25 protein-coding genes are annotated in these 23238 nt (G+C 56.7%); 17 read left to right on the top strand and 8 right to left on the bottom strand.

The features are described from left to right. The first annotated feature begins 107 nt into the window (after nt 1-107). A complete protein-coding gene (locus ACMGF7_RS13025; protein WP_197763938.1) occupies nt 108-608 on the top strand; it encodes a GNAT family N-acetyltransferase in 501 nt (166 codons plus the stop codon). Between the two features lie 70 nt (nt 609-678). Here the strand turns inward: ACMGF7_RS13025 and ACMGF7_RS13030 are convergent, their stop codons facing one another. Then, a complete protein-coding gene (locus ACMGF7_RS13030; RefSeq protein ID WP_164095196.1) occupies nt 679-1413 on the bottom strand; it encodes a class I SAM-dependent methyltransferase in 735 nt (244 codons plus the stop codon). Nucleotides 1414-1513: 100 nt separating this feature from the next. On the opposite strand from ACMGF7_RS13030, the gene ACMGF7_RS13035 reads away from it, so the two are divergent. From ACMGF7_RS13035 to ACMGF7_RS13065, 7 genes are all read left to right on the top strand, one after another. Beyond that, on the top strand, nt 1514-1966 hold the full coding sequence (locus ACMGF7_RS13035) for a GNAT family N-acetyltransferase (protein ID WP_420286453.1): 453 nt from the start codon (nt 1514-1516) through the stop codon (nt 1964-1966). A 623-nt stretch (nt 1967-2589) separates the two neighbouring features. Further along, complete coding sequence (locus tag ACMGF7_RS13040; protein ID WP_015378852.1) at nt 2590-3201, top strand: DUF1120 domain-containing protein; 612 nt, start codon at nt 2590-2592, stop codon at nt 3199-3201. Between the two features lie 157 nt (nt 3202-3358). Continuing rightward, nucleotides 3359-4000: a DUF1120 domain-containing protein gene (locus ACMGF7_RS13045; protein WP_197800443.1), complete on the top strand. Its 642-nt coding sequence runs from the start codon at nt 3359-3361 to the stop codon at nt 3998-4000. 48 nt (nt 4001-4048) lie between these two features. Next, nucleotides 4049-4684 carry a DUF1120 domain-containing protein gene (locus ACMGF7_RS13050; RefSeq protein ID WP_197800442.1) on the top strand — a complete coding sequence of 212 codons (636 nt, stop codon included), beginning with the start codon at nt 4049-4051 and terminating at the stop codon, nt 4682-4684. Nucleotides 4685-4817: 133 nt separating this feature from the next. Then, the gene (locus ACMGF7_RS13055) at nt 4818-6377 is read left to right on the top strand and encodes a fimbria/pilus outer membrane usher protein (RefSeq protein ID WP_420286454.1); all 1560 of its coding nucleotides are present in this window, start codon (nt 4818-4820) and stop codon (nt 6375-6377) included. 26 nt (nt 6378-6403) lie between these two features. Further along, nucleotides 6404-7135 (top strand): fimbria/pilus outer membrane usher protein, encoded by a 732-nt coding sequence (locus ACMGF7_RS13060; protein ID WP_420286455.1) that lies wholly within the window; start codon nt 6404-6406, stop codon nt 7133-7135. Nucleotides 7136-7151: 16 nt separating this feature from the next. Beyond that, nucleotides 7152-7835 (top strand): fimbria/pilus chaperone family protein, encoded by a 684-nt coding sequence (locus tag ACMGF7_RS13065; protein WP_420286456.1) that lies wholly within the window; start codon nt 7152-7154, stop codon nt 7833-7835. A 47-nt stretch (nt 7836-7882) separates the two neighbouring features. Here the strand turns inward: ACMGF7_RS13065 and ACMGF7_RS13070 are convergent, their stop codons facing one another. The 6 genes from ACMGF7_RS13070 to ACMGF7_RS13095 are packed head-to-tail and all read right to left on the bottom strand — an operon-like array spanning nt 7883 to nt 13815. Next, nucleotides 7883-9184, bottom strand: coding sequence for an anaerobic sulfatase maturase (locus tag ACMGF7_RS13070; protein WP_182265570.1), 1302 nt, complete (start codon nt 9182-9184; stop codon nt 7883-7885). After that, entirely contained in the window at nt 9181-9531 is a 351-nt protein-coding gene (locus ACMGF7_RS13075) for a DUF202 domain-containing protein (RefSeq protein ID WP_046897832.1), read from the bottom strand. The genes ACMGF7_RS13070 and ACMGF7_RS13075 overlap by 4 nt, the downstream gene beginning before the upstream one ends. After that, nucleotides 9528-9860 (bottom strand): YidH family protein, encoded by a 333-nt coding sequence (locus ACMGF7_RS13080; protein ID WP_154747700.1) that lies wholly within the window; start codon nt 9858-9860, stop codon nt 9528-9530. The genes ACMGF7_RS13075 and ACMGF7_RS13080 overlap by 4 nt, the downstream gene beginning before the upstream one ends. Beyond that, a complete protein-coding gene (locus ACMGF7_RS13085; protein WP_420286457.1) occupies nt 9857-10573 on the bottom strand; it encodes a GntR family transcriptional regulator in 717 nt (238 codons plus the stop codon). The genes ACMGF7_RS13080 and ACMGF7_RS13085 overlap by 4 nt, the downstream gene beginning before the upstream one ends. Before the next feature lie 54 nt (nt 10574-10627). Further along, the gene (locus tag ACMGF7_RS13090) at nt 10628-12373 is read right to left on the bottom strand and encodes a sulfatase (RefSeq protein WP_420286458.1); all 1746 of its coding nucleotides are present in this window, start codon (nt 12371-12373) and stop codon (nt 10628-10630) included. A 29-nt stretch (nt 12374-12402) separates the two neighbouring features. Beyond that, nucleotides 12403-13815: a PTS transporter subunit EIIC gene (locus ACMGF7_RS13095; protein ID WP_420286459.1), complete on the bottom strand. Its 1413-nt coding sequence runs from the start codon at nt 13813-13815 to the stop codon at nt 12403-12405. Between the two features lie 326 nt (nt 13816-14141). Here ACMGF7_RS13095 and ACMGF7_RS13100 point away from each other — a divergent pair, with 326 nt between their 5' ends. The 4 genes from ACMGF7_RS13100 (at nt 14142) to ACMGF7_RS13115 (ending at nt 16546) form a co-directional block, all read left to right on the top strand. After that, nucleotides 14142-15026 (top strand): S1C family serine protease, encoded by an 885-nt coding sequence (locus ACMGF7_RS13100; protein WP_420286460.1) that lies wholly within the window; start codon nt 14142-14144, stop codon nt 15024-15026. Beyond that, nucleotides 15002-15157 (top strand): hypothetical protein, encoded by a 156-nt coding sequence (locus ACMGF7_RS13105; RefSeq protein ID WP_420286760.1) that lies wholly within the window; start codon nt 15002-15004, stop codon nt 15155-15157. Before ACMGF7_RS13100 ends, ACMGF7_RS13105 begins: the two co-directional genes overlap by 25 nt. A 152-nt stretch (nt 15158-15309) precedes the next feature. Next, the gene (locus tag ACMGF7_RS13110) at nt 15310-16074 is read left to right on the top strand and encodes a winged helix-turn-helix domain-containing protein (RefSeq protein ID WP_420286461.1); all 765 of its coding nucleotides are present in this window, start codon (nt 15310-15312) and stop codon (nt 16072-16074) included. Beyond that, nucleotides 16058-16546, top strand: a complete 489-nt coding sequence (locus ACMGF7_RS13115; RefSeq protein WP_420286462.1) for a hypothetical protein — start codon at nt 16058-16060, stop codon at nt 16544-16546. The genes ACMGF7_RS13110 and ACMGF7_RS13115 overlap by 17 nt, the downstream gene beginning before the upstream one ends. Nucleotides 16547-16588: 42 nt before the next feature. Here ACMGF7_RS13115 and ACMGF7_RS13120 read toward each other — a convergent pair whose 3' ends face one another. Next, nucleotides 16589-17308, bottom strand: a complete 720-nt coding sequence (locus tag ACMGF7_RS13120) for a winged helix-turn-helix domain-containing protein (protein WP_420286463.1) — start codon at nt 17306-17308, stop codon at nt 16589-16591. A 413-nt stretch (nt 17309-17721) separates the two neighbouring features. Between ACMGF7_RS13120 and ACMGF7_RS13125 the strand changes: the two genes are divergently transcribed. From ACMGF7_RS13125 to ACMGF7_RS13145, 5 genes are all read left to right on the top strand, one after another. Next, complete coding sequence (locus ACMGF7_RS13125) at nt 17722-18273, top strand: fimbrial protein (RefSeq protein ID WP_197800427.1); 552 nt, start codon at nt 17722-17724, stop codon at nt 18271-18273. A gap of 100 nt (nt 18274-18373) precedes the next feature. Beyond that, a complete protein-coding gene (locus ACMGF7_RS13130; protein ID WP_197800425.1) occupies nt 18374-18916 on the top strand; it encodes a fimbrial protein in 543 nt (180 codons plus the stop codon). 64 nt (nt 18917-18980) lie between these two features. After that, nucleotides 18981-21512 carry an outer membrane usher protein gene (locus ACMGF7_RS13135; RefSeq protein WP_273875308.1) on the top strand — a complete coding sequence of 844 codons (2532 nt, stop codon included), beginning with the start codon at nt 18981-18983 and terminating at the stop codon, nt 21510-21512. Nucleotides 21513-21522: 10 nt separating this feature from the next. Next, complete coding sequence (locus tag ACMGF7_RS13140; protein ID WP_197800421.1) at nt 21523-22398, top strand: hypothetical protein; 876 nt, start codon at nt 21523-21525, stop codon at nt 22396-22398. Between the two features lie 52 nt (nt 22399-22450). Further along, nucleotides 22451-23224 carry a fimbria/pilus periplasmic chaperone gene (locus tag ACMGF7_RS13145; protein WP_273875307.1) on the top strand — a complete coding sequence of 258 codons (774 nt, stop codon included), beginning with the start codon at nt 22451-22453 and terminating at the stop codon, nt 23222-23224. Nucleotides 23225-23238 lie beyond the last annotated feature (14 nt).

Here is a 23238-nt window from a genome sequence, read left to right on the forward strand (position 1 = left end):
AAATCCAGATGCATGATATTCATTATCTGTTGATGAAAATGCCGTTCATGCAGTACTGGAGGCGCTGTATGCTGGCAAGCACACCATCAACTCATACGGGATTTGCCATGACCATTGAGATTTACCCGGCGCAAAAAAGCGACGCCAAACGGATCCTGGATATGATTATCGAGCTGGCGGTGTACGAAAAGGCGCGCGAGCAGGTGTTGGCCAGTGTGGAAGACATCGAACGCAGCCTGTTTGGGCCGGGCGCCTGTTCCGAAGCGCTGATTTGCACGGTGAACGGCGAGCCGGCGGGTTATGCGGTGTTCTTTATGAGTTACTCCACCTGGCTGGGTAAAAACGGCATCTATCTGGAAGATCTGTACGTGGCGCCGAAGCATCGCGGCGCGGGCGCCGGTAAAAAGTTGCTGCGGCACATCGCTCAGTTGGCGTGCGAGCGGCAGTGCGGCCGCCTGGAGTGGAGCGTGCTGGACTGGAATCAGCCGGCCATCGATTTTTACCTCAGCATCGGCGCGCAGCCGCAGGGCGAGTGGGTGCGCTATCGCATGGAGGGCGAGGCGCTGACGCACTTCGCGGCGCACGGGGCGGCGCTGCCGGCGCAATAGCCGTTGGGGGGAGGCGGCCTCCCCAACTGTGGTGGTGTGAACGGTTTACTGCGGGTGAATCAGATCAGAATCAGGCGGGTTTGCCGGCGGCGAGAATAAAGATCATCGGGCGTTCCTGCTCTTCGTCCAGCGCCGGGGTAGCGGCGATTTGCTGCGCGCTGGGGCCCCATTCGTTCAAATGCTGGATGATAAATCCTTGCTGCGCCAGCGGGTTGATATAGCTGCCGAGCGTGCGGTGCTGCTTGATGACGCCTTCCGCCAGCCAGTTGGAGACGCGCTGGCCTTCCCGCTGGTAGCCGTTGACCGGCCAGGATTTCTGCCCGTTGCCGTCGGTCAGCCAGCCCTGCTGCGCCGGGGCGGTGTAGATCGGGTGCTCGGCGGTGAAGATGAACTGCCTGCCGGGTTTCAGCGCGGCGTAAACCGTGGCGAACAGCGCTGCCAGATCCTCGAGGTAGTGCAGCGTCAGCGAGCTGTAGACCAGATCGTAACTTTCCGGCGGCAGCTGCAGCTGCGCCAAATCCTGCCGGCGGTACTCGATGCCCGCGTCGGCGGTCATCTCCCGCGCCTTGGCCAGCATCTTTTCCGAGACGTCCAGCCCCAGCACGCTGGCTGCGCCCTGTTCGCGCGCGCTGCGGCAAAACCAGCCGTAGCCGCAGCCGAGATCGACCACGCTTTTTCCCTGCAAGTCCGGCAGGATGCGGCGGATGGCGGGCCATTCCGGCGCGCCGTCCAGGCCGTGCTGCGAGCGGCTGAGCTGCGCATAGCCGTCGAAAAAGGCCTGATTGTCATAGATGTTTTGCGTCATGATGACTCCTTGGGGTGAATGACGGCGGCGGAATTCCGCTGCCATACTCTGCATATTGCTGCATAATTCTACGCTGACAACATGAATAACGGGAATGACGATGGACATGATTTCGGTGCGGCAAGCGCCCGAGCTGGCGCCGCGCGCCATTGCATATTTTCAGCGGCACTGGGCCACGGCAGAGACGCTGATGATGTATGAAGACGCTATCAACCGCAGCCTCGGCGCCGCCAACCCGCTGCCGCAGTGGTACCTGCTGATGGAAAATGACCAGATCCTCGGCTGTGCGGGGCTGATTACCAACGACTTTATCAGCCGCGGTGAGCTGTATCCCTGGCTGTGTGCGCTCTACGTAGAGGAAACGCAGCGCGGCCGGGGCTGCGGCGCCAAGCTGATTGAACATGTGGCGGCGGAAACTCGCCGGTTGGGCTTCCCGCAGCTGCACCTGTGCACCGATCTGGAGGGCTACTACGAGCGCAGCGGTTTCGTTTATAACGGGCTCGGCTATCACCCCTGGGGCGAGGTCTCGCGGGTCTATTCGCGGGTGCTGTAAACCGCTCGTTGTTTGCCAATTCGGTCCGATGGTTATCCTGATGGGATTGCGGTTGTGTTTCATCTGCCGTGCCGAATATTTTCAGCGCATTCCCGCAATGAGAAAACGGCGCAGAGAGAAACGAGAGCCTTTGTCGTTATATCTGAGGGGGGGAGTGACGGCATATCATCATTCATTTTTTGTTGGATCTATATTAATTATTTATGTGAGTTATCATTCGGGCTGTTTTTCGGTTTTAATGTGCTGTGTATATTTTTAATGTGTGGCCGTGGCGGTTAATTAAATGTAATTATCATGGGGCGTTTGTCTGTCTGTTGGTATGATTTTATTGTTTTTTAGTCGTCTCAGCCTATTTTTTTCTACTTATTCTGCTATATGCTCTGAATTTTCCTCCGTATTTAGCTTTATATTTCAATTGTTGTTCCGGGACGCTAAATTGGCATTTCCTGCATCGTCGCTGGCATTGATGCAGGTGAAGCCGTGCTGAGAAATAAAAAATTGATGGTTATCTAATGAGAGAACGTTTATCGCTTCTGCGTCAGGGGAAGTGAGAACTATTTATCTCATCGATGGCTTGCGTAATTGCAAGCGTGCGGATTAATGGGAATGGAAACCACGCTGGGATGAAAAAGAGACTGTTGCAAACAAGCCTGATCGCTTTATGGGTTCTTTTTTCCGGTCAACTTATCGCTGCGCCTTCGGCTGAGTTGAAAGTATCCGGGAAAATAAAACATTCAGGATGCACCGTTATCGCCGGTAATGACGGCGTTTATGATTATGGCGCCGTGCGGGGAGGCGCTCGGGGTGAGGCGCAGAGATTACCGACCTTGAAACAAACCTGGCAGGTACGCTGTGAAGGCGATACCTATCTGGCCATCATTCCGACGGATAACCGCGCGGCCAGCCGCAATGAGCCGGATCTGCGCCGTTTCGGGCTGGGCAATGCGCCGGATGGGCAACCCGTTGGCTATTTTCTGTTGGGGCTGTCTCACTCTGCCGTAAACGGCTTCCCGGCTACGTTGCGTTCACGCAATGCGTCAGTGCCGCCGAACACGGAAGCCGCGCTGATTTCCGGTGAGCGTACCGATTGGTTGCTGGCGGATGCGACGCGCGCCGCCGGCCAGACCTACACCATGGATATTTCAGTGACGCCGGTTCTGGACGCCAATATTCTCGCCGTCGATAAAGTGGGGCTGGACGGCTCTGTCACGTTGAATTTCGTTTTTGGGCTCTGAATAACAAGCAATAAGTGCGCAGCGTCAATTCATGCATTGTTTTTACGCCGGCATGGGTAACGACAGTGAATTTGAGTGGCAAAACGGGGTTTATCTCCGCTTAACATCCTGTCATCTGTTTTGAACGGGATAATATTAACTATGAGTATGGATATTCATGATGAAAAAAACAGTAATCTCTGCAAGCATCGCCGCAATCCTGATGATGGCGAATCAGGTCTCTGCGGCCTCTATGTCGCCGGAATTGAAAGTGAAAGGGCAAATGGCGGTGCCATCCTGTGAGGTGTCCATCACCAACGACGGTGTTTTCGAACTGGGTAAGCTGTCCAATGGGTTAATTAACTCAGCGGCGGCCACGGCGTTAGCCAAGTCGCAAAAGCAGCTGGTCGTTAATTGCGAGGCCGAAACCTTCCTGAATTTCACCGTGGTCGATAACCGTGAGGGGACCGCCAGTGTAACCGGCAGCGCTCACTTTGGCCTGGGGAACGTCAATGGCGACGGCAAGCTCGGTTATTATAAAGTCAACGTCCTCAGCGCTGGGGTTAATGCCGCACCTTCGGCGCTGTTCAGCGTGAAGAAAGGCACCACGGCGTTCACCACCGTCAGTTCCGCCTATATCGATAAAAACAACATCACCGGCTGGGCAAAGTCGGGCAACGTACAAAACAGCGGCAAGCTGTTTACCGCCATGCTGGAGGTTGAGCCTTATCTGGCCTCGGCCAAAGACATGAAGGGCCCAATTACCGACAACGTCAAACTGGATGGCTCTTCCACGCTCAGTTTCGCGTACGGCATTTGAGTGCCCGAAAAAGTTCTTTGGATTGAAGTGATATAAGGATGTCGACTGATGAATAAAATTGCATTGCGCGTGATGGTAGCGTCCACGCTGCTGGTCGCCGGGGGCAGTCTGGCCGCCGGCCCGAGCGCGGAAATCAAAGTGGTGGGGGAGCTGGTGGCGCCGACCTGTGAGGTGTCACTCCCGAACGACGGGGTGTTTGATTACGGCAGCATCAACCATACGAAAATCAGCAGGGACAAAGCGGTCAGCCTGGGGATAAATGGTAACGGCACCATGGAGGTGAAATGCGATGCCGAAACGCCGATGACCTTCAACGTTATCGACAACCGTCTGGGCACCGCCAGCGAGGCGGGAAAAACCTTCGGTCTCGGTAGCATCAATAATACCGGCAAGCTGGGATTCTATGCGGTAACAGCTTACCACCCGCAGATTGATGGCAAACTCGGTCGACTGTTCGTGACCCAGGATAGCACGATCACCTCCCCAACGGGTAGCGTACAACTCGAACACGGCAAGCGCGTGGGCTGGGCTTCAAATGCCAATACGCTGGCCATCGGCAAGACCTTCACCGCAATACTGAGTGTGGAGGCCTTCCTGGCCAAAAGCGGCGATATGCACGGCGGTATCGGCGAAGGCACCAGTCTGGACGGCTCCACCACGCTGGATTTCGCGTTCGGACTGTAATGTCTGATGGGTAACGCAAGGGGGAGGGCTCTCCCCCTTTTTCTGAATCAGTCGCTCCCGGCATTAACCCAGAGAAGATGACGTGTCTATCAGGCAAAGGGCATCGGCGTTGCTGTTTTTGTTGGTCTGGCCGATGACGAAAACCGCTGCCGCCGGATTTGATGTCAAAACCCTGGCGCAGCTGGGGTACAACGCGGATATCGCCGAATTTTTCAATACCGCCCGGTTTTTGCCGGGCGTGCACCGGGTGACGCTGGAGGTCAATGCGGCGCAGCGTTACCAGGAAGAGGTGCGTTTCGATTCGCAGGGGGCGCTGTGTCTGGATGAACGGCTGGCGCAGACGCTGCGTTTGCGGGTCACGCCGCCGCCGGGGGCCTGCGAACGTTTCGATTCGCACTGGCCGCAGGCGGTGGTGCAGGTGTTTCCCGGCGCCTTTCGGGTGGAAATCACCCTGCCGGAGGCGGCGTTCGATGCGGACAAACTGCGCAGCGAGCAGTCGGGCGGCCATGCGGTGCTGCTGAACTACGACCTGTACGCCAACCGGCGTCAGGGGCGCTACGGCAATCAGCAGACGCTGCAGGCGATGCTGGAGCCGGGCGTCAACCTGCGCAACTGGGTGCTGCGCAATCGCTCAAGCTACAGCAACGACGAGAGCGGCAGCCGGCTCGAGGTGTACGAGACCTCGGCGAGCAAAGACTTTCCCGCCTGGGGGGCGGTGGTTCAGCTCGGTGAGTTCAGCGCCGGCGGCGCGCTGAGCGGCAACGTGCCGCTCAGCGGCGGGCAGCTGGTCTCCCTGGCGGCCGGCGCGCCTGATGCGGCGCTGACGGTGCCGCTGCAGGGCAGCGTGGCGAGCCCGGCGACGCTGGAGGTCAAACAGCGCGGGCAGGTGATGTACCGCACTCTGTTGCCGGCCGGGCCGTTTTCGCTGAGCGAGCTGGGGCCGGTGATGGCCGGGGTGGAGGCCGAGGTCACGCTGACCGAAACCGACGGGCGGCGGCAACGCTTTACGGTCACCCCCGACGCCGGCGACCCGGCGGGCCGGACGGGGGGGTATCGGCTGGCGGCGGGGCGCTACCGGCCGTACGGCGCCGGGCGTGAGGGCGCCTCGCCGCCGGCGCTGCTGTTGGGTGAGCAGGCATTCCGTCTCGGCCGGGGGCAGATAACGGCGGGCGGGCTGCTGGCGCGCACCTACCAGCGGCTGGGCTGGCAGGGCAGTGTGAGTGACGACGCCGGCAACTGGCTGTCGGGCGGCGCGACCTTCACCCGTGGCCGGCAGCCCGGCGTGCAGCTGGAGGCTCAGGGGCAGGTGGCGCTGGGGCCCCATCTGGCGCTGGCGCTGTCGTCGCAGTACCGCACCGAAGGCTTTCGGGACGCGGACGAAGGGCTGAACCCGCCCGCAGAGGCGGAAGGGGCGGCCCGGCAGCGCTACAACGGCGGGGCGGCGCTCTCCTGGCGCACCCTGAGCGCCGGGGCGCTGACCTACTCGCTGTCGCACGAACGCTATTACCGCGACAGCCGGCGCAGCTGGACCCATGCGCTGGCGTACGGCGTCAGCCTGGGAAGGGCGACGCTGAGCGTCAACCTGCAGTCTTCCGCTTATGACCGCGCGGCGGTCTACGCCGGGCTGAGCCTGCCCTGGGGGGGGCGGGCAGCGTCAGCAGCCGGCTGCAGTCGCGGCGCAACAATCAGCTGACGCTGGGCGGCAGCTGGCAGGGGCCGGTGAGCGAGCGGCTGAACGGCTACCTGGACGTGACGCGGGACGCGGACGGCGAGTACCAGGGCGCCGGCAACCTGAGCGGCGAGACGGCTTATACCCGGCTGGCGCTGGGGGCCTCGCACAGCGGGCAGGGCAGTTCCTCGCTGTCGCTTGCGTCGTCGGGCGGGCTGGGGGTGGCCAACGGCACCTGGGTGACGTCGCCGCAGCGCATCGGCGACACCTTCGCGGTGATGAGGGTGGCGGGACAGTCGGGGGTCAGGGTGTCGGGCGGTGGCAGCGGCATGACGGATTTTGCCGGCGACGCGCTGCTGCCGATGCTGATGCCTTATATGCCGTTGCGCGCGCAGGTCGATACGCTGTCGCTGCCGCTGAACCTGCGGCTGGACAGCACCGAAGCGGCGTTCGAGCTGGCGCGCGGCACGGTGGCGGAGCGGCGTTTTCGGGTGACCGAAGTGCGCCAGCTGCTGCTGACCCTGCGGGATGAGAGCGGCGCGCTGCTGCCGACTGGGGCGTCGGTGCACGACGAGCGGGGGCAGCTGCTGGGTACGCTGATAGGCGAGGGCAACCTGATGCTGGTGAATGACGATATCGGCAAGGCGCTGCGGGTGCGGCGGTTGAACATGAACGAATGCGTGGTGAGTTACGCGGTGCCGGCGGCGTTCGACCCGTCGGTGTTGTACGAAGAGGGCGATGGCGTCTGCCGTGCGGCGGGCGGCTCGTCCGATAATGGATGAGAAGAGAGGAGCAATCATGACGATAAAACGGAGACTGGCGCAGCTGCTGGGCGGGCTGTGGCTGACGCTGGGGCTGGCGCATTCCGCCGGGGCGTCGTTTCAGCTGGAGAGCATGGGTATCGTGCTGGAGGAGAACCCGGGGCGGGTGAGCTTCAGCATCAGGAACAGCTCGTCGGAGCCGATATTGCTGGCGACGAAGGTGGAGGATTTGGATGGCAAAGGGTTCAGCAAGGCGGTGCTGCTGTCGCCGCCGATAGCGCGCATCGAGGCGGGGCAGAGCCAGCAGGTGAACTTCGTGCTGAAGCCGGGTACGGCGCTGCCGCACGAGGTGATGCTGAAGGCGTCGTTCGAGGGGATAGGGCAGGCGGTGGACAACAGCGCGCGGATGCCGGTGCGTCAGAGCATCGGGCTGATATTGCAGCCGAAATCGGTGGCGGTGAGCAAGACGCCGTGGGACGACCTGCGGTTGAGCGCGGCGGATGGTCGGCTGACGCTCAGCAACGGCGGGTTGCACGTGGTGCGGCTGGCGCCGCAGCTGACGCTGCAGCCGTCGGGCAAGGTGGTGACGCTGGAGAACTACTACCTGATGGCGGGCGAGACGCAGACGCTGGCGGTGGAAGGGCGACCGACGTCGGTGGTGATCACGCCGCTGAGCCGCTACGGCTTCAAGCAGGACGCGGTCACGCTGGCGGTGAAGTAGCGTGATGCAAGTTAAGGGGCCCGGTGACGTTTACCGGGCTTTTGGGCTTATTTTTTCGCACCGCAACACTTCTTATACTTTTTACCGCTGCCGCACGGGCAGGGAGCATTGGGTTTGGCGCTGCCGGCGCCGGCCCGCTGTTCCTGAGCCAACGCGTACATGATGGCCTGTTCCGGGTAGCCGTTGGCGAGCAAGTCCTTCATCAGGTTCATTTCGCGAGAGATATGCCTGAAGAAATGCTTGTATCCCGGGCAGAGATAGTTATGCCCAGGATGACCGGACGGCGACACGGCGAAGCGGTGTTTGGGGCAGCCGCCATGGCAGACAAACCTGAATTCGCATTGGCGGCAATCCGGCGTTAGCGACGTCTTTTTCGCGCGGCCAAACGTATGCGCTTGCTCGCTGTTATTTAAGGTGCGGATATCTTGCTGATGAATATTCCCCAGTCGATGCTCCGGATAGACGAAGTGATCGCAGTTATACAGATCGCCGTTGGCTTCCAGAGCGAAGGCGTGCCCACAGGTTTCGGCGAATACGCACAGCACCGGCGGCTGATCGCACCAGGCGGAAAGCGCCACGTCAAACATCTGTACAGAGACGTGCCCGACATCCCGCCGTACCCAGATATCGAAAATCTGATTGAGAAACTCGCCGTATTGCCAGGCAGGCACTGTCCAGGGCGCCAGCGTGGCGGCGCTTTCGCCCGGCATGACCAGCTTGAGCGCGGCGCTCTGCGCCGTGCTCAGGCGTTCAACCAATGGAATGAATTGAATATGGCGAGAGCCTGCGGCCAAAAGAAATTCGTAAACCTCGCGCGCCTGGCCGACGTTATGCTTACCGACGACGGTGAGCGTGTTGAAGTCGACGCCGTGTTCTTGCAGCAGAGTGAGGGCGGCCAGTACCTGGGCATGGGTGCCTTTGCCCGAGCGCGAGGTGCGGTAACGATCGTGCAGCGCTTGCGGGCCGTCGATCGATATGCCGATCAGGAAGCGGTGTTCGGCGAAAAAGCGCGCCCACTCATCGTTCAGCAATAGCCCATTGGTTTGCAGCGCGTGTTGAATGCGCTTGCCGCCGGCATATTTTTGGCACAGTTCGACGATGCGACGGAAAAAAGGCAGCCCCATCATGGTGGGCTCCCCGCCCTGCCAGGAGAACATCACCTGCTCGCCATCCTGAGCTTGGATATGCTGTTGAATATACAGCGCCAGCGTTTCATCTGACATGCGCCAGTTCTGCTGGCGTTCGGGATAAAGCGCCTCTTTTTCAAGATAAAAACAGTAGGTGCAGTCGATGTTGCAAACCGATCCGGTGGGCTTTGCCATCACCAGACAACCGTGGGTAGCCGTCATTGAATACTTCCTTCCGATAACAGCATGAGCGCGCTGTGCAGCGCGAGACCCAGCGCATTAAACAAGAGGGCGAGGCTGAGCAATCTTTTAAACCACGCCGACCAGACAAGCGGGAGCGCCATCGCGCCCATCAGCGATTTTTGCCGAACAAAAGAGCCAAATACCAACAGCATCGCCACGAAAAAAGAAACGCAGCCCAGTGCGGCGAGCACATATTCTTCGCGGTAAAGGCCGGTACGCGCGGTGATAAGCGCCAGCAGCAATAGAGAGAATGCGGTTCTCTGCCACGCCAGCGCCGTTCTTTCCGGCTGCAGGCCAGGATCGCGCTGCGGACAAGCGGCGTTCATGGCCGAACCAATGTGGCCAGCGTCAGCAATATCCCTGCCGCCAGGCCCGTGCTGAGCCAAATCAGCAGGCGTGGATAGCCTAAGGCTTGTTCATGCCGCATCGCTTTCTCGTTGCCCGCCCAGCGATGGTAGGCGTAGCAGGCCAGCGCCGCCGCCGTAAGCGCCAGCGCGATGATCAACACCTTCAGCGATGTTGAGTCCGTCAACTGATCCAGGCCGACAGCGGCGGCCATAAAGGTCAGCGCGGTGCGGATCCAGGCCAGAAAGGTGCGTTCATTGGCTAATGTAAACCGGTAATCCGGTGATTTTCCCTGCGTCCACCAGCTCATTTGCTGTTCTCGACGATGTATTGATAGTAACGCGCGATATGTTTGGCGATGGTGTATTCCACCAATTGACCTCGTTCGTTGTATCCCTTGCGGGTTTTGACCAGCAGCGGAGTAGAGGGGGCAACGTTGAGGATTGCGCAGTCTTCGGCGGTCGGCAGTTCGGCCGTGATGATGTCCTCAAAGGCATCGATATTTTCATTGCGCTGTTCCAACGCGCAGTACAACCCTTTTTCCAGATCCGACAGCGTCAGCGTATTTAAGCGCGGGGTCAGATAGATATAGTTGACCTGCGCCGGGACTTCATTTTTGCGGTAAATGGTGCGGGTCAGCAGCAGCGCGCTGTCGGTGTCGAACAGCTGCGCGATAGGCTCCGGCGGCTGAATCGGTGACAACGAAAGGTTGTTGCGCGCTATCGCCTCCGTTTGCTGGCCATCGATCAGGCTGATGCGGGTCTTGACGTTCTGCTTTTCCGACGTGCTGATGACCATGGTGCCGATGCCGGCCTGACGTTTGACCAACCCTTTGGCGACCAGTTCGGCCAGCGCCCGCCGCGCGGTGATGCGGCTGACGCCGAACATTTCTTCAAACTCGGCTTCTGTCGGCAGTACGTCGTTCTTCCGATATTCGCCGTTTTTCAGCTTCTCCAGCAGGATGTCATACAGCTGGGCATACAGCGGCTTGGCGCCGCGCGAGTAGTCCAGTTCTTGTCCCATCGTTAATTTTCCTTCTGTTCTGCAGTCGCCCCGCCGAAAGGGCGGGGCGACCTCTCAATCAAGCCGCATTTCCAGCGCCAGTTTATAAAACACGCCGGCGTGCTGTTCTGGCGGCACTCCTTGCTGCACGAAGGCCCACAGATCGGCGGTGGTCCATGAGGATTTGGCGGAAGCATTCAGTTTATCAATTATTGCCGTTTGATGAGTGCCTTCCAGATGTTGCATCAGGGCCAACATACCGTAGCGCACCTGCGGCGCATAATCTTTGAAAGCCGGCACCCAGTCAGGATCGGCGCCCAACAGCGGAGAAGCGGGGTCCGACAATTGGTAGCGTGCCCAGAGTTCCGGCGGCGCGTCGCTTTGTTCCAGCATGCAACGGATGGCGGACAGCAGACGTTCGGCGACGGCGGCATCCCGGCACTGACGATCCTGCTTCGGATTTTCCGCCAGGTCATACAGCCGGTGCCCGAAGCGATCGGCGCCCCGGGTCATCACCGAAGAGGCGGGGATGCGCAATACCTGGCAGCCCTTGGTGAAACGGAATCCCGGATGCAGCGTCATGTGTCGGAGTTCTTCAGGGGACAGCCGGCGGTTGATGCTGGTGGGCATCAGGGTGTATTCGAACAGATCCTCGGCGCCGTGTACCTGCGGTGAACGCATATAGACATAACGGCCGTCGGTAATGTTGATATGGCAGCCGTGGTAGCCGAACAGCGCATAGTCGCGTATCGGCGTATCGTCGCAAATCGCTGGCACCAGAGAGGCGCCTTGCATATCCGCCGGCTTGTCCAGCTTGAAGAAATCCAGCAGCGTGGCGGGAATGTCGATGGTTTGCGCCAGCGCCTGCCGCGCTTCGCCGCGATAAGGATGCTCGGGATGCCAGATGAAGAAGGGGATATTCGCCACTTCGTTATACAGCGGCATGATATTTTTGCCCCACCACTCATGCTCCCCCAACAGGAAACCATGGTCGGTGTTGACGATCAGCAGGGTATCCCGCCATAAATCGTATTTGTCCATGTAGTCCAGGACCTTGCCGACATAGTCGTCCACCATGGTCAGCAAGGCCAGGTAGTATTTCTGAATGGCGTCCTTGCGTTCTTCGCTTTCGGTGACGAAGTAATAGGGCGGCCAGCCGTCAAAAACGCTGGCGTCGTCAATGCCGTACATCCGTAGGTATTTTTCCGGCACGAAAAACGGCTCGTGGGGATCGAAGCACTCCAGTTGCAGGAACCAGTTATCGGCCGCGTGGTTCTCGTCGATGAACGCCAGGCCTTTCTGGATGGTTCTGGCCAGCGGATGATCCTGCTCGTCCTTCATAAACTGCACGTTAATTTGATGCTGCGTGCGGCTGGCGATGCGGCGCTGTTTGATCTCTTCCGGCTCGCCGGATTCATAATGATAAATCGGCTTGTCGACCACGCCCTTCCAGGAGTCGCCCTCTTGCCCGCGCACGAACTCATAGGTGTTGTAACGGGAGTGGTAGGTGGCGCCGCCGTCGCGCCAGTAATGCTTGTGATCGGTAACCAGATGGGTGTGGATACCGTGCTTTTTCAGAATTTCCGGCATGGAGTCGTCAAAGGGCTCCAGCGGCGACCAGGACCGGTGCAGGAAATTATAGCGGCCGGTATGGATCTCGCGCCTGGCCGGCATGCAGGGCATGCTGCCGACGTAGAAATTGTCGAAACGCACCGTTCTTTCTTTCAGCCGCTGGAAGTTGGGCGTGATGGCCCGGTCGCTGCCATAGGCGGACAGCAAATGTTTGTTCAGTGAATCGAACATCAACATGATGGCTTTCATTTTTGCTCCCTTAACTGTTTGTCGTCCCGTCAGACGCTTTCCCGATCGTATTTGCGCAGCTTGCCCGTGATGTAAGTCAGCACAAAGGCCGCCAGGCAGCCGGTGAGCCAGGCGAAGATATACTGCAGATATTTGCCGTCGGCGATCAGCGGCAGGGCCGACAAACCTGCGGCGCCGACGCCATTGGTGGAGACGCCGAGCAACACGACCATCATGCCGCCGAAGCCGGCGCCGATAGAGCCGGTGATAAAGGCGAATCCCGCCGGAATATTCACACCGAAGATGGTGGGTTCCCCTACGGCGAGGATCGAGGTGGGAATGGCGCCTTTGGCGATCTTTTTCATCACCGGATCGCGGGTCAGCAGCAGCACCGCCGTGGCGGCGCCGACCATGCCTGCATTGGACATGATCTGGATGGCGAACAGCGGGGCATGTCCGGTCGCATTGATCATCTCCAGATGGATCGGGAACAGGCCATGGTGCAGACCGAGCGAAATCAGGAATGGGAACAGCGAGGCCAGCACGAAGCCGGCGGCCAGGCCACCCGTGGCCAGCAGGCCGTTCAAACTGTGCAGGATGCCGTTGGACAATAGGCCGGCGACGGGCATGATGGCGAACAGCAAGGCGCCGGCCATCACCGTCAGCACGATCGTCGGTGTCAAGACCACGTCCAGAATGTCGGGCACGATGCGACGCACCTGTTTTTCCAGCACGCACATTAGCCAGACGCAGAAAATAACGCCGATCAACCCGCCCTGGCCGGGGATTAACCCCAAAAGCGGCAGTTGGGGCGCGATGGTGATGGCGCCCAGCAGGCCGCCCATGATGGCGTTGCCGTTGAACTCTTTCGCCGTGGTGACGCCGGTATAGATGGCCAGGAAGTTGAACAGCGCTTTGGAAACGATATCAAGGAATTGGCTCAGGCCCAGCAGATGGCGCTGATCCAACACTATCTGGGCCGGAGAAAGCTCGCCGCTGGCCGCAATGGCGTGCGTCAGCGCATAGGAGGCGGCGGAGTTGACCAAGACGTTGTTCAGTCCCATCAAAATCCCGGCGGCGATCAGCGGCGGCAGGATGGGAACGAAAATGTTGGCGATGTGCTTCAACACGGCTTTGGTGCGCGTGGGTTTGCGGGATTTCTCGCGCGCCAGCGCCGCTTTTTGTTCTACGTCGCTCAGCGTCGCCGTTTGCCGGCCCGAGGCCAACAGTTCATTGATTACCGTCGCCACTTTAGACGACTTGCCCGGGCCGACAATCACTTGCAAAGTATCGTCTTCCACCACGCCCAGCACGCCTTCGATGCCTTTAAGCGCCTGAATATTCACTTTTGCAGGATCGATCAGGGTCATGCGAACCCGTGTCATGCAGTTAGTGACATGGCGTAAGTTATTTAAACCGCCGCTGTGCTCAACAATGGCGCTGCCAACAAGAGGGTAGTTCATCCAGAGGTTCCTTTTGGTTGTTGTCGCCATTTGTTATAACAATATAATGTTATCATGTTTGTGAGGGCGATCATACAATGCCGTTTTTTTATGCGGGAACGGAACGAAATAATGCGTGTGATGGGTTTAAAATTTAATTAAATCATCATGTTGTTTTTTTTGGTGAGTTTGAAAGGTTTGCAGGGAAGGAGGAAAGGCGTTCAAACCAGGGGGAGCAGAGATTTGAGCCAGGGGCCGTTGACTGCGTCAATTTTCGCTTGTCAGTGTATTTAACCTTCGGTATGAAGAATGTTCTTATAAAAACCATTTGCCATTTTGAGGGTGCGATGAATAAAAAGGTTATTCATATGTTAATTGGCGTGTTTATTGGCGCAGTCGTCAGCACCCTCTATTTTAAGCAATTCGCTAACCAGAACCGGCAAAATGTGAATGAATTGTCACTGAGTATGGCGATAGAACGCGCGCTCCCATCCGTTGTATATATATATTCTAAAGATTGTAATGATGTTGTTTATGGTTGCCCGTTGGGCACCGGCGTTATTATGGACAATCGTGGGCATGTAGTGACGAATTATCATGTGGTCAATGGCGTCAAGAACATGGTGGCGCTGCTCAGCGACGCGACGGTAAGAGAAGCGATCGTCGTGGGCTACGACAAACTGACCGATTTAGCCGTGATGAAACTGGATCCTGCGGCGACCACGCCCATCCGTATCGATGAAGAAAAGAAAATCAAAGTCGGTGATTTTGTTTTGGCCATCGGCAATCCTTACAACCTGGTTGGCTCTGTTTCACACGGTATCGTCAGCGCCATTGGCCGCAGCGGCTTCGGCGTCATTGGCAGACAGACGTTTATTCAAACCGATGCGCCGATCAATAAAGGCAACTCCGGCGGGCCGCTGGTTAATGCATCTGGAGAAATGATCGGCATGAATACGTCGGTTTTCTCGGTAGACCAGGATCTGAATAGCGTAAAAGGCATCAGTTTTGCCTTGCCGGTGCGCCTGGTGAATCAGGTAATGAAAAAAATCGTGGCGGATGGGCGAGTCATTCGCGGCTGCATCGGCGTGGAAGCCGCTAATGTCTCCGCTATCCATGGAAAACTGGGGGGGCGATATAATGTGCTGGTGACAGGTGTAAACACGCGGGGGCTGCGAGCGACGCCGGTTTACAGGAAGGCGATATCATTAATAAAGTTGCAGGGAAAGTGATTGATAATGCCCAGGAAGCTTTGAATATTTTTGCCGAGACGCCGCCGGGTCAATATGTTGAGGTTACGGTGGAAAGAAAAGGTAAAAACAGGGTTTCATCGCTGAAGGTTGAGGATTGTGATAACGAATAACCAAAGGGGGATTCTCTGACAGAGAAAATAACATGGTTTTTATAACCATTTTAGTATAACACTATGTATTAAAAGGTTAATTATTTTTATTAAGAATATTCCTATAAAAATTGCGTTGTGATATCATTTTAGCGTTCAATAAGAGGTGCGCTATGGCTTATGTGATAAACAACAGAATTATTTACCGGGATGATATCTCTGAGCTCTGCGTTATTGATGATGAACAGGCTAAAGTTACGTTAACGGCGACAGTTAATAGGTTGTTGTTATTGTTTGTACGGAACGATAATAAAGTATTAAGCCGCGAGTTTTTGCTGAGCCAGGTTTGGGGCAGCTATGGCCAGATCGAGTCGGGCAATAATCTGAATAATGCGCTTTCTCAGTTGCGCAAGGCGTTTACCGAACTGGGTGAGGGTGAGGTGCTGATCACCTTGCCAAAGCAGGGTATTTTGCTTCAGACAGGGGTTGCCCGCACTGATGAGACAGGAAACCAAGAAAAGCCTGAATTGAATAAAGTTCTTATCGGGAAAGGGAGCGCCCGGCGGATGAAGTATTTATGGCTCTGCGTGGCAATGGCCGTTTTTATCGGTGGCCTGATGATGTTGGCTGTAGGGATGCGCCAGATTTATATCCCGACGGCGCAGTTCATACCCGCTCAGCGTATTGTGAATTGTGAAATAGAAATAATTAACAGCCACCACAAGCTGGTGCGCACGAATATTTCGGTGCAGGATGTAAGGAACACCATCGCGGAAGGCGGCTTTGACTGCAATAAACCGGCAACGGTTTATTATTATAACGGCGGGGCGTTGGTTCTCAGCGCATTGCACTCGATGGCGACCTTTTTCGCCTATTGCCCAAAAAATGAAAAGAACATTAACGCAGCCTGTGAGAATGTCTATGTTTTCAAAAAATAAAAAAATAATAAAAGGGGTGCTTGCATCACTGATAATTATTGGTGGGGGCTTTATATTTTTCGGTATCTATCTGCAGTTTTTTTCTCCGATTATGCCGGAATGCAATGCGGTGATCCGCACCGATTATCATGATGAAAAACATTCGTTATCCAGAGTGTTGTTTGTCAGCATTGTCAATATAAATGCAAGAGAGAGCGCATTTATTATCAACGGCAGCGTGACCTATAATAATGAGCGTTATACCATAGCGCGCACCATTACCATGACTTATACCGCGAATGAAGGGCGCTTCTTGCTGCGCCCGACAAACATCGTTCGACGCTCTAATGACGATAGTCACAATAATAAAGAAGTCGACAAGCTGTTCCCGGTGGTGGGGAAGGACATCTTGTTTACGGTCGAGAAGATCAATGATCAGCAATACATCTTTGCCGACAATCGTTCCCCCAATTTTATTTGCAACAAGCGTTGATGCCCTAACAAGGCACTCTTCTGATGTCAGAAGAGACTATGCCTACTGTTGCAGCTTTACCGTTTTGCACGCAGACAGGCCCTGTCTGGGGCAGTAGGTCATCACGGCCGCTGTGCTGTCGTCATCGGCAACCTGATTGTATAAATATACGCTGGCGCTGCTGTTGCAATCATAATCAAACTCGCTCAGCAGCCGCCTGGCCGAAGAAATATCCTGCGCACTGTCGATGGCGAACACGTTGCAGCTGCGATATTTACCAATAAAGCTCAGATCATTATTGGCAGTGTAATAATGTAACGCGACGCCGATGGCGACGAGGCCGGCGGCCAAAGGCAGGAGAAGCAGAATGAGCGGTTTTATACGCCTGGTTTTCTTTTCCGTTAACGGATGCGCTTTCGGCGTTTCGCCATTATCTTCATCCTTTTCCTCCCCTAAAAGGGTTATCGACTCGGCGACGAACTTGAACCCTTGCCTTGGGTAAGTAACCAGAATGTCATCCTGGCCTAACTGAGACAGCGTCTTGCGCAGCCCTGATATATAATTGCTCAGGTTATTGTTCGATGCCGTCAGGCCATGATTATTCCATACCTCATCCAGCAACCGCTCCCTCTCCACAATTTCATTATTGTACTCAATAAACAACGACAGCAGCCGCTGTGAAGGTTTTAATAAAACCACGTCTTTATCATCGTTGTTCTTGTTGAGTGATAATGTCCCTTTATGCGCATCATAAATGATGGCGTTATTTATAATGTATTTCATGTTGCTCCCTGTAAATAATCTGTCCGTGCTTAATACTGTGGCTGCTGGCGTTTTTTTTCAACTGTCTCATGGCTATTGAAATTAGAATTTTCTTATATTGCATGGATAATGGGTTAATTAAACATGAATTGATCGGTTTTTTTATTTACAGGTCGGTTAATTTGCGCCTTTAATTGGAGTTAAAATCTATTTTTAAGGCATTTTATTTATACATATTCTTAATTTTATTTAATTTGCAGTTTTATATTTCAAGAAGTGAGCTGTGGTAGTAGATTGTCCTCACTGGTTTGAAGGCCAAAAACAGAAGGTTTCCTGTGCTGATACGGAAATGGCGGTAAGCCGGGAAGCATTATCTTCTGCAGATAAAGTGAGTCTTATTTAACTCTTTCTACTTACTAAGGAATGTAAGAACTATGAAACTGAACAACATCATGATGGCGGCAGTGGTTGCTTTTGGCATGTCTTCTAGCGCATTCGCGGCCGACCAGGGTCACGGTAAAGTCACTTTCACCGGCGCTATTATCGATGCACCGTGCTCTATTAACCCTCAGTCTATCGATCAGACCGTTGAGCTGGGCCAGATCTCTAAAGTGGCATTGCTGAACGGCGGTCAGTCTACGCCGCGCAACTTCGCCATCGATCTGGAAAATTGCACCTTTGCAATTGATCAAGCTACTGGCAACCCACAGAAAAACAAGGTCACGCTGACCTTTACCGGCATGGAGTCCAAAGCCAATAACGGCCTGCTGGGCATTACCGGTACCGCGCAGGGCGCCAGTGTAGCCATTACCGACGGTTCCGGCCAGGTTATCGAACTGGGCAAGGCAACCAAGGCGCAGGAGCTGCAAAATGGCTCTAACTCCCTGAATTTTGCGGCCTACCTGCAGGGTGATGTTGCCTCTGGTGCAGTACTGACTGAAGGTGAGTTCCAGTCAGTGGCCGACTTTACCCTGGCGTACAACTAAGCCGTATCAATTTCTTCAATATTGAAGTGAATTAAGCATGCCAATGCATGCGGGGTTCCCGCATGCATTTTTTAAGGACAGCTTTATCAGGAACAATGCCATGTGGACTAAAAAAATGGTTTTTTCGGTGGCCGCTTTCCTATTTATCCTCACTGCCTTTATCGCACAGGCAAGCAGCGCTACTCAGGGCTGGGGCAGGGTAAATATGCAAGGCGCCATTATCGACACCGCTTGCGCCATTGCCGTCGAGAGCCGTTATCAGACTGTGGATATGGATATTGTTCCGATCGCGGATATTATTCGCGATGGCCAGGGCAGAACAAAACCGTTCGCCATCGAACTGGTTAATTGCACGCTGGAACGCGCCAATAATAAATTGCCGGACTGGAAACAGTTTCAGGTGACCTTTGACGGCGATGCAGAAGGGGACTTATTTGGCGTGCGCGGCGAGGCGTCGGGTATTGCGCTGCAAATCACTGATGCCGCCGGCAATATTGCCACGCCGGGCTATCCGATGCCCCATGGCGACATTATTCCCGGCGATATGCGGCTGAATTACGCCTTGAAATTAGTCTCCAATAATCATGCGCCGAAGGCTGGTGATTATTTCTCAGCCATCCGTTTCAAACTGGATTATTTCTGAGGCCGGCGGTGATGACTGATTACAAGAGCGCAGGGACAAGAAATAATTATAAGGGAACGGGGACATGAGGAAATCACCAGCAAGAAAAATAGTGCGTATTAATGCGCTGGGATTATGCATTGCCCTGGCGCTCGGCGCCCTTCCGGCGCAGGTGTATGCCGCCGATGACATTCAGTTCAATACCGACGTGCTGGACGTGCATGACCGCAAGAACATCGATCTGAGCCAGTTTTCACGCGGCGGTTACATCATGCCGGGCACCTACGGCATGGTGGTGCACATCAACAAAAACGATTTGCCGGAGCAGCAAATCCCGTTCTACCCGCCGCAGGACGACCCGAACGGCAGCCGCGCCTGCATCAGCCAGGCGCTGGTGGCACAGCTGGGCCTCAAAGAGGGCGTGATGAAAGACCTGCGCTGGTGGCACCAGGGCGAGTGTCTGGACGAGAGCAGCGTGGCGGGTATGGAGACGCGCGGTGATTTGGCCACCTCGTCGCTGTACCTGAATATCCCGCAGGCGTTTCTCGAGTACACCGCCGAGAACTGGGATCCGCCGTCGCGCTGGGACGAGGGCATTCCAGGCCTGCTGTTTGACTATAACCTCAACGCCCAGAGCCAGCACCAGCAGCGCAGCGGCGCCCGCAGTTACAACCTGAGCGGCAACGGCACCGCCGGCGCCAACCTCGGCGCCTGGCGCCTGCGGGCAGACTGGCAGGGCAGCCTCAGCCACCAGACCGGCAGCGGGCAGCCGACCGACAAGCGGCTGGACTGGAGCCGCTATTACGCTTACCGCGCGCTGCCGGCGCTGCGCTCGAAGCTGACGCTGGGCGAGAGCTACCTGGACTCCGGCATGTTCGACAGCTTCCGCTTTGCCGGCGCCAGCCTGGTGTCGGACGACAACATGCTGCCGCCCAACCTGCGCGGCTATGCGCCGGAGGTGGTCGGCGTGGCGAAGAGCAACGCCAAGGTCATCATCAGCCAGCAGGGGCGGGTGCTGTATGAGACCACGGTGGCGGCCGGGCCGTTCCGCATTCAGGACATCAACGATGCGGTGAGCGGCGAGCTCAACGTGCGGGTGGAGGAGCAGGACGGCACGGTGCAGGAGTTCGTGATGAACACCGCCAGCATCCCGTACCTGACGCGGCCGGGCTCGGTGCGCTTCAAGCTGGCGGCGGGCAAGCCGTCGGACTGGGAGCACCACGCGCGCGGGCCGCTGTTCGGCACCGGCGAGTTCTCCTGGGGGGTGAGCAACGGCTGGTCGCTGTACGGCGGTGCGCTGGCGGGCGGTGACTATAACGCGCTGTCGCTGGGTATTGGCCGCGATCTGATGGTACTGGGTGCGCTGTCGTTCGACGCTACCCAGTCGCGGGCGCGGCTGCCGCAGGAAGAGGGCACGCTGAGCGGCGGCTCGTACCGGCTCAGCTACTCGAAGAGCTTCGACGAGTACGACAGCCAGGTGACCTTCGCCGGCTACCGCTTCTCGGAGCAGGATTTCATGAGCATGAGTGAGTACCTGGACGCGCGCTATTATGGCAACCGCAACGGCAGCGGCAAGGAGATGTACACCATCACCTTCAACAAGCAGTTCCGCGACTGGGGGCTGAGCAGCTACCTCAACTACAGCCATGAGACCTACTGGGACAGGCCGGCCAACGACCGCTACAACCTGACGCTATCGCGCTACTTCGATATCGGGCGGTTCCGCAACCTGAGCCTGTCGCTGTCGGCCTATCGCAACCAGTACAACGGAATGAAGGACGACGGAGCCTACCTGTCGCTGTCGATGCCGTGGGGCGAGCGCGCGACGGTGAGCTACAACACCACGGTGAACCGCCACGATACCACGAACCGGGTGAGCTACTACGACCGGCTTGACGAGCGCAGCAACTACCAGCTGAGTGCCGGCACATCGCGCAGCGGCGCCAACGCCAGCGGCTATTACACCCGTGAGGGCGATATCGCGCGGCTGAGCGCCAACGCCAGCTACCAGGAAGGGCGTTACAGCGCGGTGGGGCTGAGCGCCCAGGGCGGGATGACGCTGACGGCGGAGGGCGGTGCGCTGCACCGCAGCGGCATGGCGGGCGGCACGCGGATGCTGATCGACACCCAGGGGGTGGCGGGGGTGCCGGTGCGCGGCTACGGGCGCACCAGCCGCACCAACGCCTGGGGCAAGGCGGTGATTGGCGACGTGAACAGCTACTACCGCAACAAGGCCAGTATCGATCTGAACCAGCTGGGCGACAACGCCGAAGCGACCAAATCGGTGGTGCAGGCGACGCTGACCGAGGGGGCCATCGGCTACCGGCAGTTTGACGTGATAGCGGGCGCCAAGGCGATGGCGGTGATCAAGCTGGCGGACGGCAGCGAACCGCCGTTCGGCGCCACGGTGTTGAACGCCCGCAAGCAGGAAACCGGCATCGTCAACGACGGCGGCAGCGTCTATCTCAGCGGCATCCAGCCGGGCGAGGCGATGACGGTGCGCTGGAACGGCGTGGCGCAGTGCGAGGTGCGTATGCCAAGCCCGCTGCCGGCGGAGATGTTGATGAATACATTGTTGCTGCCTTGCCATACGCTTGGCGGTGAAAGAGATAAGTAATCGGGGTGGCATGATGGTGTTATTTATCGGTTTTTTTTTGTTTTTCTTTACCGTTGCTTGCAACGCCGCAACGACAGTCGCCAGTTTTTCTGACTGGTATTGGCTTAATAATCGAACTGCGGTGGATTACAACGTTACCAGCATCACGCTAGGCCCTGAGGATAGCGAGGGGAATGGGAACATGGACCCTGTAAAAGGGAGTTATTGTCCTGATACCTGGACATGTTCGGTCCGTGTCTATACCAATATTGCGTCAGGAGGGGTGTGTGGTTCGCCTTACTACCCGTTAAGCAGCATTGTGCTTTTTAACGATAGAAACTGGCATAGTTTTGATGAAATCAACAAAGCCATTAAAGATAAAATGCCGTTCAAAGGAACGATAAATCAGACATATCCTTGTAAGGCTCCGGTGGTATGGATTGAATTTTGGAATGGCGAGAGAACAATGTTGGCCTCAACCAAGGATGGCCGTCTTCCACCGATAGATCCACTCCCCCCCGTCAACGTATTTTGCCGGGTCGATGGTTTAAGCAACAGTGAAATTAATTTTGGCGTTGTCAACCAGGAATCTAAAACCGCCAGCATTACGGCTTCGTTGATTTGCGATGGTGATTACACCTCACAAGCGACGGCGCGTTTAATATTTACCGATGCCAATCGCAGCGGCGGCGATACCATCGTATTGACCAATCCGCAAAATAAACAGCAGCTTAAAGTGAAACTTTCCGTTGATGCACCGGGCGCCAGCAACAAACGAGATGTGACCGTCAAGGTTGGCTATAAGGGCAGCGTTGAACTGTTTGCCTCTCTCGATGAGTCGGAACTGAAAAAAGAAACCTCGGGCGACTTTACCGGCAGTGCGGTGATTATTTTTAATGTGATCTAAATGAATTTTTATTGATTGGATGAATTTTTATATTTATTGAGTTGAGGTTGTTATGAAAAATACGAAACGTTTATTTGCGGCGTTTGCCGAAAAACACCTTGTGGCGGCAGCGGGGGCCGTGCTGATCGTATCTGCGTCGCTGCCGGCCCAGGCGGCGATTGCCCTGGATCGCACCCGCGTGGTGTTTGACGGTTCGCTAAACTCGGTGAGCCTGAGCGTCAGCAACCAGAACAAGCAGTTGCCGTATCTGGCGCAGGGCTGGATCGAGGACGAACGGGGCAACAAGATCCAGAGTCCGTTGACGGTGCTGCCGCCGGTGCAGCGCATCGAGCCGGGCAAGCCCAGTCAGGTGAAGATCCAGGCGCTGCCGGCAGCCAAACAGCTGCCGCAGGACCGCGAAACGGTCTACTACTTCAATCTGCGCGAGATCCCGCCGAAGAGCAGCAAGCCGAACACCCTGCAGATCGCGCTGCAGACGCGCATCAAGCTGTTCTACCGCCCGGCGGGATTGGGCATCGACACCAATGCGCCGCCGCCGCAGGAGCAGCTGACGCTGACCCGGCAGGGCGACAAGTACGTGGTGAACAACCCGACGCCGTACTACGTCACCCTGGTGGATGCGGGCAGCAGCAAGAACGCGCCGCTGAAAGCTTTCGAGCCGATGATGGTGCCGCCGAAGGGCAGCCTGCCGCTGACGGCGAGTGCGGCGAGCGTGGGCAATAGCCCGGTGTTGACCTACGTCAACGACTACGGCGGCCGCCCGCAGCTGAGCTTCAGCTGCAGCGGCAATATCTGCAAAGTGGTGCCGGAGAAGAAAGGCGACTAACCGCTGCATCCAGA

Source organism: Serratia sp. BNK-17, from assembly GCF_048684935.1.
Lineage (GTDB): Bacteria > Pseudomonadota > Gammaproteobacteria > Enterobacterales > Enterobacteriaceae > Serratia > Serratia nematodiphila.

Excerpts from the sequence above, each read along its gene's own strand:
- ACMGF7_RS13140 (WP_197800421.1), top strand. The coding sequence starts at position 21,523 with ATGATGGTGTTATTTATCGGTTTTTTTTTGTTTTTCTTTACCGTTGCT.
- ACMGF7_RS13115 (WP_420286462.1), top strand. The coding sequence starts at position 16,058 with ATGTTTTCAAAAAATAAAAAAATAATAAAAGGGGTGCTTGCATCACTG.
- ACMGF7_RS13120 (WP_420286463.1), bottom strand. The coding sequence starts at position 17,308 with ATGAAATACATTATAAATAACGCCATCATTTATGATGCGCATAAAGGG.
- ACMGF7_RS13075 (WP_046897832.1), bottom strand. The coding sequence starts at position 9,531 with ATGAACGCCGCTTGTCCGCAGCGCGATCCTGGCCTGCAGCCGGAAAGA.
- ACMGF7_RS13100 (WP_420286460.1), top strand. The coding sequence starts at position 14,142 with ATGAATAAAAAGGTTATTCATATGTTAATTGGCGTGTTTATTGGCGCA.
- ACMGF7_RS13030 (WP_164095196.1), bottom strand. The coding sequence starts at position 1,413 with ATGACGCAAAACATCTATGACAATCAGGCCTTTTTCGACGGCTATGCG.
- ACMGF7_RS13040 (WP_015378852.1), top strand. The coding sequence starts at position 2,590 with ATGAAAAAGAGACTGTTGCAAACAAGCCTGATCGCTTTATGGGTTCTT.
- ACMGF7_RS13095 (WP_420286459.1), bottom strand. The coding sequence starts at position 13,815 with ATGAACTACCCTCTTGTTGGCAGCGCCATTGTTGAGCACAGCGGCGGT.
- ACMGF7_RS13065 (WP_420286456.1), top strand. The coding sequence starts at position 7,152 with ATGACGATAAAACGGAGACTGGCGCAGCTGCTGGGCGGGCTGTGGCTG.
- ACMGF7_RS13070 (WP_182265570.1), bottom strand. The coding sequence starts at position 9,184 with ATGACGGCTACCCACGGTTGTCTGGTGATGGCAAAGCCCACCGGATCG.
- ACMGF7_RS13110 (WP_420286461.1), top strand. The coding sequence starts at position 15,310 with ATGGCTTATGTGATAAACAACAGAATTATTTACCGGGATGATATCTCT.
- ACMGF7_RS13125 (WP_197800427.1), top strand. The coding sequence starts at position 17,722 with ATGAAACTGAACAACATCATGATGGCGGCAGTGGTTGCTTTTGGCATG.
- ACMGF7_RS13050 (WP_197800442.1), top strand. The coding sequence starts at position 4,049 with ATGAATAAAATTGCATTGCGCGTGATGGTAGCGTCCACGCTGCTGGTC.
- ACMGF7_RS13055 (WP_420286454.1), top strand. The coding sequence starts at position 4,818 with ATGACGAAAACCGCTGCCGCCGGATTTGATGTCAAAACCCTGGCGCAG.
- ACMGF7_RS13035 (WP_420286453.1), top strand. The coding sequence starts at position 1,514 with ATGGACATGATTTCGGTGCGGCAAGCGCCCGAGCTGGCGCCGCGCGCC.
- ACMGF7_RS13145 (WP_273875307.1), top strand. The coding sequence starts at position 22,451 with ATGAAAAATACGAAACGTTTATTTGCGGCGTTTGCCGAAAAACACCTT.
- ACMGF7_RS13045 (WP_197800443.1), top strand. The coding sequence starts at position 3,359 with ATGATGAAAAAAACAGTAATCTCTGCAAGCATCGCCGCAATCCTGATG.
- ACMGF7_RS13130 (WP_197800425.1), top strand. The coding sequence starts at position 18,374 with ATGTGGACTAAAAAAATGGTTTTTTCGGTGGCCGCTTTCCTATTTATC.
- ACMGF7_RS13135 (WP_273875308.1), top strand. The coding sequence starts at position 18,981 with ATGAGGAAATCACCAGCAAGAAAAATAGTGCGTATTAATGCGCTGGGA.
- ACMGF7_RS13085 (WP_420286457.1), bottom strand. The coding sequence starts at position 10,573 with ATGGGACAAGAACTGGACTACTCGCGCGGCGCCAAGCCGCTGTATGCC.
- ACMGF7_RS13090 (WP_420286458.1), bottom strand. The coding sequence starts at position 12,373 with ATGAAAGCCATCATGTTGATGTTCGATTCACTGAACAAACATTTGCTG.
- ACMGF7_RS13025 (WP_197763938.1), top strand. The coding sequence starts at position 108 with ATGACCATTGAGATTTACCCGGCGCAAAAAAGCGACGCCAAACGGATC.
- ACMGF7_RS13080 (WP_154747700.1), bottom strand. The coding sequence starts at position 9,860 with ATGAGCTGGTGGACGCAGGGAAAATCACCGGATTACCGGTTTACATTA.